The 16,146-nt window shown below is 43.2% G+C and carries 11 protein-coding genes; 2 read left to right on the plus strand and 9 right to left on the minus strand.

Annotated features, from left to right (window positions below; translation table 11 throughout):
• Positions 1 to 271 precede the first annotated feature (271 nt).
• The gene (locus A3K91_RS05445; RefSeq protein ID WP_062844350.1) at positions 272 to 1,591 is read left to right on the plus strand and encodes a S1C family serine protease; all 1,320 of its coding nucleotides are present in this window, start codon (positions 272 to 274) and stop codon (positions 1,589 to 1,591) included.
• Positions 1,592 to 1,703: 112 nt separating this feature from the next.
• Here A3K91_RS05445 and yfaE read toward each other — a convergent pair whose 3' ends face one another.
• The 7 genes from yfaE to A3K91_RS05480 all read right to left on the minus strand — a co-directional run bounded on the left by yfaE (position 1,704) and on the right by A3K91_RS05480 (position 9,411).
• Positions 1,704 to 1,970, minus strand: a complete 267-nt coding sequence (gene yfaE / locus A3K91_RS05450; protein ID WP_062844351.1) for a class I ribonucleotide reductase maintenance protein YfaE — start codon at positions 1,968 to 1,970, stop codon at positions 1,704 to 1,706.
• A gap of 160 nt (positions 1,971 to 2,130) precedes the next feature.
• Positions 2,131 to 3,264, minus strand: coding sequence for a class Ia ribonucleoside-diphosphate reductase subunit beta (gene nrdB, locus A3K91_RS05455; RefSeq protein ID WP_062844352.1), 1,134 nt, complete (start codon positions 3,262 to 3,264; stop codon positions 2,131 to 2,133).
• An 86-nt stretch (positions 3,265 to 3,350) separates the two neighbouring features.
• Entirely contained in the window at positions 3,351 to 3,707 is a 357-nt protein-coding gene (locus tag A3K91_RS05460; protein WP_062844353.1) for a hypothetical protein, read from the minus strand.
• A 313-nt stretch (positions 3,708 to 4,020) separates the two neighbouring features.
• Complete coding sequence (locus A3K91_RS05465) at positions 4,021 to 5,004, minus strand: DUF4238 domain-containing protein (RefSeq protein ID WP_062844354.1); 984 nt, start codon at positions 5,002 to 5,004, stop codon at positions 4,021 to 4,023.
• An 81-nt stretch (positions 5,005 to 5,085) separates the two neighbouring features.
• The gene (gene nrdA / locus A3K91_RS05470) at positions 5,086 to 7,362 is read right to left on the minus strand and encodes a class 1a ribonucleoside-diphosphate reductase subunit alpha (RefSeq protein WP_062844355.1); all 2,277 of its coding nucleotides are present in this window, start codon (positions 7,360 to 7,362) and stop codon (positions 5,086 to 5,088) included.
• 505 nt (positions 7,363 to 7,867) lie between these two features.
• Complete coding sequence (locus A3K91_RS05475) at positions 7,868 to 8,245, minus strand: YbeD family protein (protein ID WP_084387272.1); 378 nt, start codon at positions 8,243 to 8,245, stop codon at positions 7,868 to 7,870.
• 239 nt (positions 8,246 to 8,484) lie between these two features.
• Positions 8,485 to 9,411, minus strand: coding sequence for a bestrophin family protein (locus A3K91_RS05480; protein WP_062844356.1), 927 nt, complete (start codon positions 9,409 to 9,411; stop codon positions 8,485 to 8,487).
• Between the two features lie 556 nt (positions 9,412 to 9,967).
• On the opposite strand from A3K91_RS05480, the gene A3K91_RS05485 reads away from it, so the two are divergent.
• Entirely contained in the window at positions 9,968 to 11,464 is a 1,497-nt protein-coding gene (locus A3K91_RS05485) for a SulP family inorganic anion transporter (RefSeq protein ID WP_062845880.1), read from the plus strand.
• 70 nt (positions 11,465 to 11,534) lie between these two features.
• Here the strand turns inward: A3K91_RS05485 and rpoD are convergent, their stop codons facing one another.
• Both rpoD and A3K91_RS05495 read right to left on the minus strand, forming a co-directional pair.
• Positions 11,535 to 13,457, minus strand: coding sequence for an RNA polymerase sigma factor RpoD (rpoD, locus tag A3K91_RS05490; RefSeq protein WP_062844357.1), 1,923 nt, complete (start codon positions 13,455 to 13,457; stop codon positions 11,535 to 11,537).
• A 484-nt stretch (positions 13,458 to 13,941) separates the two neighbouring features.
• Positions 13,942 to 16,080: a DNA primase gene (locus A3K91_RS05495; protein ID WP_062844358.1), complete on the minus strand. Its 2,139-nt coding sequence runs from the start codon at positions 16,078 to 16,080 to the stop codon at positions 13,942 to 13,944.
• Positions 16,081 to 16,146: the final 66 nt, after the last annotated feature.

A 16,146-nucleotide genomic window follows, 5' to 3' on the forward strand; every position in this document is an offset into this window, starting at 1 on the left:
TAGACTGTCACTGTACATGGCAGGCGTCTTAAAGCCTGCATTTTAACATGACACTGCAAAAGAGTAGACAAGGGCAATAACTGAAATGGTACACGATACGTTACAATTCGGCAGTGTTGACAGTTATAATTTAGGCACGTGAGCCTGTACCCAACATCACCTATGATGACCTCTCTGCACTAATTGCCACTAGGTAGGTTATGTGAAGTCAGCACGTTTCTCTTACTTCATTCACTTTCGTTCGTTTGTATCAAATTTATAGAGGTTTTATATGTCGTCATCTCGGAACACCAACAACAAGGCGCCTTTGCTAAAATGGTTACCTTGGGTTTTATTACTGATAGTGATTGCCGCATTTGTCTGGTTGTTTATGAGTATGAAGTCGCCGTCTAAGGATACATGGGAGCCGCCAAGAACCACGCCAGCTGAGCAACAAGCTTCAGCGCCTACCAGTGATACACCAGCGCCCATTGCTTCGTATCATAACGCGGTCGCTCGAGCGTCGCAGTCGGTTGTCAATATCTACACCACGCAAACCATGACCGAGCACCCTTACATGGATGATCCAGTATTGCGCCGGTTCTTTGAATATCATGGTGGCCCATCACAAGAGCAGGGCAATACCAATTTAGGCTCTGGTGTGATTGTGTCAGAAGATGGCTATATCGTGACCAATGCCCATGTCATCGAAAAGGCAGATGAGATTACGGTTGCCTTTAACGATGGTCGTAAGAGCCGTGCCAAAGTCATTGGGACAGATCCAGACAGTGACTTGGCCGTGATTAAAGTAGACATGACTGGACTGACGCCGCTTGGCTTCCGTGAAGAACCCATTCGAGTGGGCGATGTGGCATTAGCCATTGGTAACCCATTTGGAGTCGGTCAGACCGTGACACAAGGCATCATCTCAGCTACAGGGCGCACAGGCCTTGGCGTCAATAAGTTTGAAGACTTTGTACAAACCGATGCGGCAATCAATCCTGGTAACTCTGGCGGCGCATTGGTAGATGCATATGGTGAGCTACTTGGGATCAATACCGTGATTTTCTCACGCTCTGGCGGCTCTATGGGTATCGGTTTTGCCATTCCTACTTCTATCGTCGAGCAGGTTATGAATGCTCTGATTAAAGATGGTCGAGTAAGCCGCGGTTGGCTGGGTATCGAGATACAATCACAGCTACGTGATCCGACACAGCTTGAAACCTCAACAGGGGTAGAAGTCTTAAATGTCATCGAAGGTGGCCCTGCTGCTAAGAGTGGGTTACGTGTTGGCGATATTATCTTGACTATTGATGGTGTTGAGATGACAGATGCCAACACGCTGATTCAGTATGTTGCGCGCAAATCGCCTAATACCAAGCTGAATGCACAAATATTGCGTCAAGGTAAAAATGCACAAGTAGAGATATTATTAGAAGAGCGCCCAGCACAAGAGACCGTTGAGCAGCCAGTGGTGATGATGCAAGATGAAGACGGCCAGTTAGGCCTACAAGGTGAGCAGCAAGAAGTACCTATGATGTCAGAGGCCGAGCGTGACCGTATGCGTGAAGAGCTATTAAAATTGTTCGAGCGAGATGGTGCGCCTTTATAACAGGCACATTTAGCAAAGTTTTAAACAAAGAAACCAGAGCAATCTATAAGAAAAAGCGCGCTATCTCAACAGATAGCGCGCTTTTTTGATGATTTTTTAAATGTATAAGCAGTTATTTTACGACAACCTCATGATTGATATAAATCACTCCTTGCACACGGCAACAGCAAGGCAGGATTTCATCGTCCTCAATCATGGCAAGCGGATGAAAGGGATAATCAATCGTATGGGAGCTGGCAATACGTTTGATGCGACAACTACCACAATAGCCTTCACGGCATTGATAATTCACTTCATGCCCTGTCCGTAGCAATCCATCGAGCAGGCTTTCATCATCATGTAAGTAAAACTGTTTTTTACTGGTCATTACCCAAGTCATAGTCTTGATCCTATTTCACTGGTTGTCTGATGTTCCAGAATTTTTGAGTACCATATAAATGCGCAATTGGTATAAGCTTTTCTTACTAGCGGTTCGCAAATGTAATAGATGCTTACCGCTTAAATTCATTAACGCTTAGATGCATTAAAGCTTAAAATTATTAAAGTTCAAAGTCATCGAAGTCACTGTCTGATAGATCAGAGTCAATCTGACCAACCAAGTACGAGCTAATCTCTGTCTCTTGCGGCGCAACTTGCACGTTGTCAGAAGACAGCCACGTATTGATCCACGGAATCGGGTTTGATTTTGAGTTCGGGAACGCCGCTGGCAAGCCGACCGCTTCCATACGTAAGTTGGTGATGTACTCGATATACTGGCACAGAATGTCTTTGTTTAGACCAATCATTGAGCCGTCTTTAAACAGATAGCCTGCCCATTCTTTTTCTTGCTCAGCCGCTTTGCGGAAGATCTCAATACTTTCTTCATAACACTCGGCGGCAATCTCGACCATCTCAGGATCGTCACGACCATTACGCATGAGGTTTAGCATGTGCTGTGTGCCCGTCAAATGCAGCGCTTCATCACGAGCAATGAGCTTGATGATTTTGGCATTGCCTTCCATCAATTTACGCTCAGCGAAAGCAAACGAGCATGCAAATGACACATAAAAACGAATGGCTTCTAAGACGTTGACTGCCATGATGCACAGATACATCTGTTTTTTCAGTGCGCGTAAATCGACTGTGATTTCTTTGCCATTGATGTTATGCGTGCCAGCACCGTACAAGCTATATAGCTGCGAGTTGCGGTATAGCTCATCATAATACTGAGCAATATCAGAGGCACGGCCTAAGATGTGTTCGTTTTGCATGATGTCGTCAAAGATAATGTTTGGATCATTGACGATATTGCGAATGATGTGGGTATAGCTGCGTGAATGAATGGTCTCGCTAAACGACCACGTCTCAATCCACGTCTCAAGCTCAGGGATAGACACCAGTGGCAAGAGCACGACGTTTGGACTACGACCTTGGATAGAGTCGAGTAGGGTCTGGTACTTGAGGTTGCTCAAAAATATGTGCTGCTCGTGGGATGATAGGTTGCTAAAATCCATACGGTCGCGTGATACATCGACTTCTTCTGGACGCCAAAAAAACGACAACTGCTTTTCAATCAATTGCTCAAAGATTGGGTGTTTTTGTTGGTCATAGCGCGCCACGTTGACGGGCTGACCAAAGAACATCGGCTCTTTTAGCGCATTGTTTGGCGTTTGAGAAAAAATCGAGTAAGTCATGGGACTGCCTTTATAAGTGATACGGTTATTAATGTGAAGGTTAAAAATGCTGCTGTAAAAATACTGGGTCGAATGTATCGACGATATTATAGATTTTCTAAGGATATCTGTGAGGATTCTTGTCCATCATTCATATAAGCTTTGAATATCTCGCTTAGTTCACTATCATCTAATGCTTCTAATTCATCAAGTGCGCTCTTACGTAGGGTATTCACGTCAGCATTTTCCGCTGCTTTTTGTACTTCTTTTTTGGTCTGCTTTTTTACTTGTTTTTTAGGTGCTCTTGGCGTGTCTGCTTTTGGCGCTTCGCTCGCATCTAACTGCTGACGCACCGCTGCAATATCAACCTCGACTTGTACGATATGCGAGCCACCATCGTTTAGGTCTGAAAATACGTTTGGGATAAACAAACCACCGTCTTTGATGATTGCGGTATAGTGCACATGACCTCCGTCGTTTTAGTTCTATCTGTATGTTTTAATTATAACAGTAGTCAATCCCGCCTACCGCTTGTATCTGCCTTGCCGCTGGCGTGCAGTCTATCGTGGCTGACCGCATTCCTGTTGCCTCGATACTACGCTCAGTCACAGACCGCATCGCCATCGTCGTTGGCAGGATACCGCTATAGTCGCGACTAAAAAGTCTTGCTAGGGCGTCTTTCTTTTTTATTAATGATTCTTCCGTTTGGGCTCACCCTACAATTTAATCTTATTACTGTCCTGTAGGTTAGATATCGTAAGCTCTACCCAATCTATGCTAGCTAATAGACTCAATATCACTTGTAGTTTGGGCGTATACAAATCTATCTTTATTTTCAAATATTTTCTTATTTAACTCAATTACTTCTGTTTGTTCTAGTTCATGGAAAGTCACAAGAGGTTCGGTCAATATAACGTTATCAGCTTCTTTTTTATGAAAATTGAAATACGCAGTCATAGAATTTATGTATTTTTCTTCATAAGGATTTGCTGCTAACTCAATCATAACTTTTGGTGAAATTGGAAGCTGTACATAAAACTCGTTTTCATCGAATTTTTGATTAAAACATGGGTCATCTGAGGTAATGAAATTGGTATCAGAAATATTATTATAAATTTTAATGCTGTAAAGTCTGGAAATCAAAGAAGTATGAGCTCTTTCGCTTAAACATTGTATGAAAAGCAATGTGTAACTTCTAAGTTCCGGTTGTGTAAAATCTAAGCCTTTAAAGATTGAAGACTGCTGATTAACATCTAGAAATCTATTGATTTTTCTAGGTGTTTTAAAAAGTTGAAACACAAAAAAGTGGACTAAAGCGTAATAGTCATTTAAAGATATTTTTGATTTAGGCTTTAGAATTATTTTTTTAATGACTTTACTAAATTCCGCTTCTTCAACAGCGAATTTATCTTCTAGAAAATTAAAAGAAAATTTCTTCTTTAAGTCAAATATTTCTTCAGAATAGTTATTTTCAATTGTGTCTAGAAAGTTAAAACCATTGTGAATTACGAGTATATTTCTAATTACATAATTATAGGTAGATGTATCATCTAGGCTCATTTGTCTCAAATGTTCTTCAAAAAAAGATATTTGATAAGATGTAAGAGGGGTTAACTTATACAAGTCTTTTTCATAAGCTATAGACTTTGTTAGTGACGGAAAAGTTTTATCGCCATCCCAAACAATAATTTTTTCAACATTGTTATACCAACTTTTTAGATAAAACTGACTCACAAAGTGATGTTTGCGCTTTAAGTTCATAGGGTTTACTCATAGAGTTAAACTATTAGTTTTATGACATAAGTAGATAGTTCTACTCATGTCATAATCATCCATCAAAACTTAGATCTTACATGCACCGCCAGCGCAGTCATCTTCCATATCTGCTTGGGCATCGTTCGCACCATCACGCGTGTTATGGTAGTACAACGTCTTCACACCCATCTTATAAGCGTTTAGCAAGTCTTTTAGCAATATCTTCATCGGTACACGACCACCTGCATAACGAACAGGATCGTAGTTGGTATTGGCAGAGATACTTTGATCGACGAACTTCTGCATGATAGCGACCAGCTTTAGGTAACCGTCATTGTTTGGCATTTGCCATAGTAACTCGTACTGATCTTTTAGCTTGTCAATCTCAGGCACGACTTGCTTTAAGATGCCGTCTTTTGACGCTTTGATAGAGACCAGACCACGTGGTGGCTCGATACCGTTGGTCGCGTTGGCGATCTGACTAGAGGTCTCAGACGGCATCAACGCGGTTAAGGTAGAGTTGCGTAGACCGTGTTCAGTGATCTCGCCACGTAGCGTTTCCCAATCGAGATGTAGAGGCTCTTGGCAGATTTTATCCAAGTCGGCTTTGTACGTATCAATCGGCAAGATACCTTGTGAGTAGGTGGTCTCATTGAACGCAGGGCACGCGCCTTGCTCTTTTGCCAATTTGTTTGACGCTTTCAAGAGATAGAACTGCAGTGCTTCAAATGTTTGATGGGTTAGACCTAGTGCTGAATCATCTGAATAGCGCACACCATTTTTGGCTAAGTAATAAGCATAGTTGATCACGCCCACACCGAGTGTACGGCGACGCATGCTGCCGTTTTGAGCCGCTTTGACGGGATAGTCTTGGTAGTCGAGCAGGGCATCAAGCGCACGCACGATTAGCTCGGCTGGCTCTTCGATATCGCTGACGTTTTCAACTTTACCCAAGTTGACCGCTGATAGAGTACACAGCGCGATTTCGCCTTCTTCGTCATTGATGTTATCAAGTGGTTTGGTCGGTAGTGCGATTTCCATACATAGGTTTGACTGGCGAATCGGTGCAACCGTCGCGTCAAATGGGCTGTGCGTGTTGCAATGATCGACGTTTTGGATATAGATACGACCTGTGCTGGCGCGCTCTTGCATCATCAGGCTGAACAAATCTGCCGCTGGGATTTGGCGGCTACGCACGTTAGGATCGTTTTCGTACTTGGTGTATAACTCTTCGAACTTGTCTTGATCTTCAAAGAACGCATCGTAAAGGCCTGGGGTATCGCCTGGTGAGAATAGCGAGATGTCTTGACCTTTGATGAGGCGCGTGTACATCGTTTTGTTTAACTGTACGCCGTAGTCCATATGACGGACACGGTTATCTTCAACACCGCGGTTGTTTTTGAGTACCAGTAATGACTCAACTTCTAAATGCCATAGTGGGTAGAACAACGTCGCAGCACCGCCACGGACGCCACCTTGTGAGCAGCATTTAACGGCAGTTTGGAACAATTTATAAAAAGGAATACAGCCAGTATGCTGTGCTTCGCCGCCACGGATAGGGCTACCAAGGGCGCGAATACGGCCTGCGTTGATGCCGATACCAGCACGCTGTGACACATAGCGTACGATGGCACTGGTGGTCGCGTTGATTGAGTCTAAGCTATCACCACATTCGATTAAGACGCACGAGCTAAATTGACGAGATGGCGTACGCACACCTGACATGATAGGCGTCGGTAGTGAGATTTTGAATTCTGAGGTCGCATCATAGAAGCGTTTGACGTAGTGTAGGCGGTCTGATTTGTCATAACCAGCAAACAAACACATACCAACGAGCATGTACAAGAACTGCGGGCTTTCAAAGACCGTCTTGGTCACGCGATCTTGTACAAGGTATTTCCCCGCCATTTGCTCAACAGCAGCATAAGCAAGGTTCATATCGCGCCAATGGTCAAGATACTCTTCTAGCTCGTCAAATTCAGCACGGCTATAGTCCGCTAAGATGTGCTGATCGTACTTGCCTGCGTCCGTTAAGGTTTTGACATGATCATAAAGATGCGGCGGCGTAAATCTGTTGTAGGCAATTTTACGCAGATGAAAAATGGCCAAACGCGCGGCTAGATACTGATAGTCAGGGGTGGTTTCAGAGATAAGATCGGCGGCTGACTTGATGATGGTTTCGTGGATATCGCGAGTCTTGATGCCTTCATAAAACTGGATGTGCGACTTTAGCTCAACTTGTGATACTGACACATTTTCTAAACCATCAGCGGCCCACGCGATAACCTTATGAATTTTGTCTAAATTAATAGGTTCTAAACGTCCATCACGTTTGGTTACTTGGATTTTATCAATATGTGTCATGTTGGCCTCTTAAGTTGATTACTTATAGTGATGCTGCCCGGCTGGTACTTGGCAGACATTCTTTATAACGCTAGCGCGACAGGTTTTTTTAGGCAAAAAGCTGCCGCTACTCATGATGATGATTAAAATCATTGAGTACTACATGTAGCGTGTTTGTTAGTAGGTAGGCACAATATAGCGGGAAAGTTTTGAAAATACTATATTGATTTTACGATAAAACTATGTTGCTGACAGTCCATATTTTGGCAAAGGACGATGGGACAAGGGTTAAGCGAGAATAAGAAAAATAATAAATTTTTTGTAAAAATGGAATGACCGTTTGCTTTTGATTCCTTCACAAATTATCAGGCCATAAAGAGCAGGCTAGTAATAAAAATGAGGGCGCAGATTGTACATCAAACCATAAAAAATCGCCACCCGTATGTTATTAATAGCGAGTGACGATTTGGACGAAAAAGATAGTGGTTTTAACCAACTATCATCCCGTTAAATAACGACGGTCTTATTAAACAACCATGCGTACCGTTTTGGCGTTATCAAGTGACGCATACAGCGCATTGACCTGATTGGCATTGGTTAAATATAGATTGACCCGCGCTGAGTGAAAACGACCCGTTCTAGAGGGCTTGACTTCGATAGAGGCCAAATCAAAATCTGGGAACTGACTGCCCAAGATAAGCTTCACTTCATTAAGCAAGCTTTCGTGCTGGCCTTCATGACCAATAATACTTAAAGGATAGTTCATCGGAAAATCCCAAAGCTCAGGATTTTGAATGTCCGTTTTTTTGCCTTTTAAGATGCCTTCATTGGGCGTGAGGTCAGTCACATTCACCGCTCTTTTGTTTGCTGGGTTTTGGCTATTGTCTCTTTGATCATCACTCATGATGTATGCCTCGCTTTTCTAAGAATTTGGCTATATAAATATTGGCCTTAACAAAGCCAAAAAGCTGAGACAGACTCAGGCTTTTAATGAACTCAATTGCTGGACAGGTGCCTTTATTAAGGGGAGTTTCTTTATGGGCTATTTATGGTGGTATCTGCACGATTTTTCAAGTACCGTGATATCCAACCATGATCAGTCAGGCGCTGTCATAAGCAACGACGAGCGTTGCCATTATACCGTTATGACAGATAATCATTGATAGGTGCAATAGCAGGTGGCAAGTCTGGTTCTTCCAAGGCTTCTAATAAATTGATCTCAATAGTACGTGACAGAGCGGTAAGCGGTAGTTGGTTGGCAGCCATGCCAAAGGGTTCTTCAAGCTCCTCGCTCAGCGCATCCAGACCAAAAAACGTATAGGCAATCACCGCACAAATGAGAGGCGTTGCCCAGCCTAGAGAGGCAACCAAGCCAAAGGGCAGCATAATACAATACAAGTAGGTCGTACGATGCACCAATAGCATATAAGCAAAGGGCAGTGGCGTATTATGAATACGCTCACAGGCAGCCAAGACAATCGTCATCGATGTCAGACGTTCGTCCATGTTTTGTATCACTTGCTCTGACGTAAGCCCTTGACGTCGAATATCCCCAAGCGCTTTCCCCATTAAACGCATCAGATAATCAGGTAAGTTTTGCGCTTGACGCATGCTGACATGATGCGTTGGGTCAACAAACCGCTCGATATCTTGCCACGGCTCAGTATCACGAAGGCGATGGCGCACAGCGTGAGTAAACGCAATGGTTAGATAAATCATGTTTTTCTGCAAATTTTGTCCAGCTTTGTCTTCTTCGTCTATAAAAGACAAGACTTGACGAGTGAGGCTGCGACATTCGTACACCAGCTGACCCCAGAGACTGCGAGCTTCCCACCAACGCTGATAGCTTGCATTATTACGAAATCCTAAAAACAATGATAAAGCGACACCGAGTAAAGTAAAGGTCGCTGTCCCATAGTAGGGGAATGAGTTCGGAATCCAGTGCTGCACAATCGTAATCAAAGTACTTAGTAGAGCAATTAACAGAATTTGTGGATAGATTTTTGGAATGATTGAACCGCGAAGGGTAAAAAATATTTTAAAACGGTGAGGTTTTTGCCGAACAATCATGTCAGTTTCCTAGCGATAAGGGTATAAATGCGCTACGTAGTGTACACGAAGATTTTAATATAGAAATAAAATGTGTAAAGTCCACCAACCATAAGTTCATCAAAGTCTATCGCTCACAAACAAAATAGGATTTTATAAATCGAACGCATCTATGTTAGAATGACCGCAAATATTATTTCATACACTCAAAAAAGCTACCTACCACAAAGATGAATACGCCACCCTAGTTGCATCTCTCCTCAGTAAACATTGCTATTGACAGCAATGACTCTTATAAAGCGTCTGACGCTTTTTCTTATGCATATGCGCTGCTTTTATGTTTGTCTCATTATTCGATGTTTCTACTGCATCATTAAGATCAAATGAATCATCAAGCTCAAACCACGAAAAGTAAGTTATGACAACGACTGACTAACGATGACAGTTCACATTTTTATACTCATTACTTGATGGGCATCATGCTCAGATAAAAATGTGTCAGATTGTTTGGCTCAGCTGTTTTCAAAATACTTTGTTTATTGACAAACTAAAGCTGCGCTCAAAAACTGAGCTCAAAATGTTGAATACAATTAAAGAACACTGGCTAGGCAACGTGAGAGGCGATGTCTTGGCTGGCATGGTGGTGGCTTTGGCCCTTATTCCTGAAGCGATTGCTTTTTCTATTATTGCTGGTGTAGATCCTCAAGTAGGTCTCTACGCTTCATTCTGTATCGCTGTGGTGATTTCATTCGTTGGTGGACGTCCAGCCATGATTTCTGCGGCAACGGGTGCAATGGCGCTGTTAATGGTCACATTGGTCAAAGAGCACGGTTTGCAATATTTGCTAGCAGCCAGTGTATTGACAGGCGTCATACAGATTATCTTTGGCTTTTTAAAGCTCGGTAATTTGATGAAATATGTTTCTCAATCTGTTGTCCTTGGTTTTATCAATGCGTTGGCCATTTTGATATTTATGTCGCAGATTCCTGAGTTGATGCCGCAAGCAGGCTCAAATTTGGTACATGTCTATGGTCTGGTAGCATTAGGTCTAGTGATTATTTATGGCTATCCCTACATTCCCAAAATTGGCAAAGTGATTCCATCACCGCTCATCAGTATTGTACTGGTGACCGCAATCGCTATTTTGTTTGGAGCAGAGGCGCGTACCATTAATGATATGGGGCAGCTTCCTGATACTTTGCCTCTATTTTTGATACCAGATATTCCGCTAAACCTAAATACCTTATTAATTATTTTTCCATATTCTATTAGTTTGGCGATCGTCGGTTTGCTTGAGTCTATGATGACCATGACCATCGTTGATGATTTGACCGATACCAAAGGGGATCGTACCCAAGAGTGTAAAGGTCAAGGCATCGCAAATATCTTTAGCGGGTTTTTTGGTGGCATGGCAGGCTGTGCGATGATTGGGCAGTCTATTATTAATGTAAAATCTGGCGGCTATACAAGGCTGTCTACCTTGGTTGCAGGTGTGTTTTTATTACTCATGGTCGTGTTTTTGAGTGACTGGCTAAAGCTGATTCCAATGGCAGCATTGGTTGCTGTGATGATCATGGTGTCAATTGGTACGTTTAATTGGGGCTCTTTTAAAGAGCTGAAAACCAAGCCGCTACAAAGTAATCTTGTGATGATTACGACAGTTGCTGTGGTAGTCGCCACTCATAACTTAGCGTATGGGGTACTCATTGGAGTATTACTATCAGCGTTGTTTTTCGCCAACAAAATCGAGCGCTATATGAGTGTGCATACCTATATGGATGCTGCAGGTAATCGTCATTATCACGTTGACGGTCAAGTATTCTTCTCATCAGCAGAGCGTATGACGGAATCCTTCGATATCAAAGAGTCTGTCTCCAAAGTCATTATTGACGTATCACGAGCACACTTTTGGGATGTGACGGCAGTTGCTGCGATTGATAAAGTTATCATCAAGTTTCGCCGTGAAGGCACCGAGGTTGAACTAATAGGTCTAAACGAAGCGAGCCAAACGATGATAGAGCGTTTTGGTATTCATGATAAACCCGATGCTGAAAAAAACTTAGGGGCTCATTAATAGCCTGGATTAACACATAAAAAAAAGCCGAGATAAACTCGGCTTTTTTTATACTAAGCTTACTAGAAGCTTAGTCGTTTTCAAGGAAAGAACGCAAGTGCTCAGAACGTGATGGATGACGCAGTTTACGCAATGCTTTTGCCTCAATCTGACGAATACGCTCACGCGTCACGTCAAACTGTTTACCGACTTCTTCAAGCGTGTGGTCGGTTGGCATATCGATACCAAAACGCATTTTAAGCACACGTGCTTCACGCTCAGTCAGATTGCCTAGTACATCACGAGTGGCTTCACGCAGACCAGCAGACGTCGCATCATCGACAGGACTTGAAATCGTGCCATCTTCAATGAAGTCACCTAAGTGTGAATCTTCATCATCACCAATTGGCGTCTCCATTGAGATAGGCTCTTTGGCGATTTTCAACACTTTACGGACTTTGACTTCGTCCATCTCTAAGCGTTCGCCTAATTCCTCAGGCGTCGGCTCACGTCCCATTTCTTGTAGCAACTGACGTGAGACGCGGTTAATCTTGTTGATGGTCTCAATCATATGTACAGGGATACGAATGGTACGGGCTTGGTCAGCGATAGAACGGGTGATTGCCTGACGAATCCACCACGTAGCATACGTTGAGAATTTATAACCACGACGATATTCAAACTTATCCACCGCTTTCATCAGACCAATGTTACCTTCTTGAATCAAATCCAAGAACTGTAGGCCACGATTGGTATACTTTTTGGCGATAGAGATTACCAGACGTAAGTTAGCCTCAACCATCTCTTTTTTGGCACGGCGAGCTTTTGCTTCACCGACAGCCATACGACGCGCCACGTCTTTCATGTCGTGGATTTTCATGTCGAGCTGCTGCTCATAATCACGGATACGACGTTGTAATAAAATAACGTCATCAGTGACTTTTTCTAGTGTGCCAGCAAATGCAGGTTTGCCCTTGATGCGCTCAATAAGCCAATCGACGTTGGTTTCGTTACTTGGGAAAGTCTTACGGAACTCTTCACGCGGCATACGACCACGGCGAATAACCAAACGCATGATTTGGCGCTCAAGCTTACGCACGTCATCATAAACATCATGCATGATGGCCATGACTTGATCTGACAAGCGGTTGTTCAGCTTTAACATCATAAAACGTTCAGCGAGTAGGGCATAAGCGTCATCTGCTTGTACACTACCACGGCCGTAGTCTAACAAGGCTTGCTTGGCTTTGATGAATAAATGCTCGATTTCTTCTAGACGTAAGCGGACTTCCTCTGGATCAAGACCGCTGGTTTCTTCTTCGGCTTCTTCTTCAACGTCGTCTTCATCTTCGTCATCATCATCTAATGCTAGTGCCTTGGCATTGGCTTTTGCTTTGATGATTGGTGGGTTTTCTTTTTCTTCTTTGATTCGCTCTCGCTCTTCTTTTGCTGCTTCTTTGGCTTCTTGGGCAGCAATCTTGTCTTCTTCGGTTTCAGGATCTAAAAAACCAGTAATGACGTCAGAAAGCTTTTTCTCACCATCTTGCACTTTTTGATATTCATCAAGGACGAACTGCACAGTACCTGGCCAATAGGCCATAGCATGCTGTACATCACGAATACCTTCTTCGATACGCTTAGCAATGGAGATCTCACCTTCACGGGTAAGTAGATCAACAGTACCCATTTCACGCATATACATACGCACAGGATCAGTGGTACGACCGGGCTCCGTCTCAACAGACGCCAATACGGCTGCTGCTTCATCCGCTGCCATATCATCATCACTTGAATCATCGTTCATCAAGATGTCATCGGCATCGGGTGCTGATTCAAAGATTTTAATACCAACGTCAGTTAGCATTTGCACAATATCTTCGATCTGATCGCTTTCGGTAATAGAGTCGGGCAGTTGGTCATTCACCTCAGCATAGGTGAGATACCCCTGCTCTTTACCCATCTGGATTAAGGTGGCCAGTTGAGATGTGGACTTAGAAACTGACTTATCGTTCATAAATACTCGCTTACTTGCATCGGACATTTTTATATTGTGACTCGCTATCGCTTGTTGGGTGCGTTGATCTTATCAATCGATTGATCAAAATGGGGCGTAGAGGTTGTCAATAATATCAAAAATGAGTTGATATGAATAAAGGCTCAAAACACTACAATAACACTGCTGAAAAACAGCTAAACATTCAAAAAGGCTTCAAACACTGAGGCCTAAAAAACAGATACCTAAAAAATGTGTGCTTAACGAGGCGTGCGTATCATCACTTACTAAGCAATGCTACAAATACACAGCGACACAGTTTAACACAGACCAGCGCGGTCAAGCACGAGGTAGTGATATCTACCCACTATTTTTTACTGATTATTTGCCATCAGCGAAACGATTAATAGGCTTCACATGCTACTGGGCATAATCATTAGTAGTGGGGGCAGCCACGATACTTTTAAAGGGCAACCGTTTGAGAAACAAAAATTAAGCGTAGGCGCTAAGATTGAACGGTGACCATCTGCGCCGATTGTTCGGCTTGTTGGGCGCGCAACCAGTCATTCAATAACTGCGACTGCTTACGAACAATTGCCAGTTTGATATGGTCTGGATTTTTTATCAGCTCTTGCATCTTTTTTTGTAAATGTAATTTGAGCAACTGCATGACCAAATTTTCAACCAGCTCATCTAGGCTTAATACATTTCTTGCGGTCAATGTTTTATAAAATCCACCCCAACCACGGCTAAGCGTCTCTTGCGTGAGCGGCTTTAGATTGGATAAGATAAAGTGCGCCGCTGCATTGGCATCTTTTGGCAAGTAATTGAGACAGCGTTTGATGGTACTGACAATATCAAGCAAGGCGTTGTCTTGTAAGTCCTCCCAAGCCACAGGACGCAAAACGTCAGGCGATGCTTTTTGTTGGATATGGGGAGGCAAATGCAAACTGTTGATACCAGCACGCTGCCAAATGATTTCTATAGGGTCATCAATAAGCGTGCGCGGTTGAAACAAAAAACAAAGTTGCAGTTGCTGACTGATGGTCATGTCACCATCAAAATCTAACAGCGCATCTTTGGCCTCGACATTTTGACTACGTTTGCCGCCCAGTTTTTGATAAATATCATTATTAAGCAGATAGCGAAAGCTGCTGCCTTTGGGTAAGGCCGTCGTTAACGAACGAACTTGAGACATCAGTTTGGCTTTGCCTTCAGCCAAGGTTAAGTCATAACGCTCACTCAAATAAGCAAAAATATACTGAGATAAAGGCATGGCATTGGCGATTTGCTCGCGCATGGCATCGCCCCCCTGACTTTTGATAAAGGTGTCAGGGTCATGGTTGTTGGGTAAAGTTAAAAACCGCAACTCTTTATCATCAGCCAATACAGGCAAAGCCACTTCAAGCGTGCGCCAAGCGGCTTTTTGTCCTGCACTATCACCATCGAAACTTAGGGTCAAAGTCGGGTTCAATGTCAACAATCGAGATATCTGACTCTCATTAATTGCCGTACCCATTGATGCGACTGCGCCATAAATACCCGCTTGATAGAGGGCAATGACATCCATATAGCCTTCGACCACAAGCCAGCTGTCAGCACGTTGCTGGCGTGACTCATAATAGCCGTATAGCACATGCTGCTTGTGAAAAACGGGTGAATCTGAGGAGTTGATATATTTGGGTTTTACTTCATTGTCGAGTGCTCGACCACCAAAGCCAATAGTGCGACCTTGATTGTCCCGAATAGGAAAAATCACACGATCACGCAATAAGTCGTAATCTCGTCCAGATTCTGATTGGCGAACCAAACCTAATGCTTTTAATCCTTCAATATCTTGTGGAAATTGATGCTCAAGATGCTGCCAGCCAAAAGGGGCATACCCCAAACCGAACGTCTCAAATATGTCTTCTGCGATACCACGTGATAAAAAATAGTGCTTGGCATGAGGGTGAGTAGCAAGGTTGTGCTGATAAAACTGCTGTATTTGCTCGAGTAGCTCATACAAGTTACCGTCTTCATCAGCAGAATGATCCATACTGTGCAGATCTGTGATTGCGTCAGTATCTGTCAGCCACGAAGGTGGATAACCATTACCGCTGTCGCCGCTGCTTTGATAATCTGAGCCGTAGCCCTCAGATGAATAAGGCGCTGAGTCATAAACGTCTAATGGTGGATAGTTGTCATAATGACCATCATCGTAAATGACAGAATCTGAATACGACAGAGAGCTATTGTCTTGATTTTGACCAACAGGCGTAGGATTGTCTGATTGAGTAGCTGTTGGTGTTTGAGATGTCGGCTTGACAGTGGACTGTTTGGTGCGTTGATAGCTAACATTTTGCTGTTCTTCTTTTGGCACCTCAATGCCCGTTTGCTTTGACAGCTCATTAACGGCTTCAATAAACGTTAAGCTTTCATAGTCTCGCAAGAAACTGATGGCGTTACCACCAACCCCGCAACCAAAACAGTGATAAATGTTTTTTTGTGGATTGACATAAAAAGAAGGCGACTTTTCACCATGAAAAGGGCAGCAGCCTTTATATTCGTTGCCCGCTCTTTTGAGCGTGGTATGACGTCCAATGATACTGATTAAGTCAGCTTGGCTATTTAATTGTTCGAGAATATGGTTAGGAATGCTCATACAAAAAATAGTTTACCATAGGTCAATTAGGTTAAGACACAGCCGATAAATCAGTCATAGCAAAAT

It is taken from the genome of Psychrobacter alimentarius (assembly GCF_001606025.1).
Taxonomy (GTDB): domain Bacteria; phylum Pseudomonadota; class Gammaproteobacteria; order Pseudomonadales; family Moraxellaceae; genus Psychrobacter; species Psychrobacter alimentarius.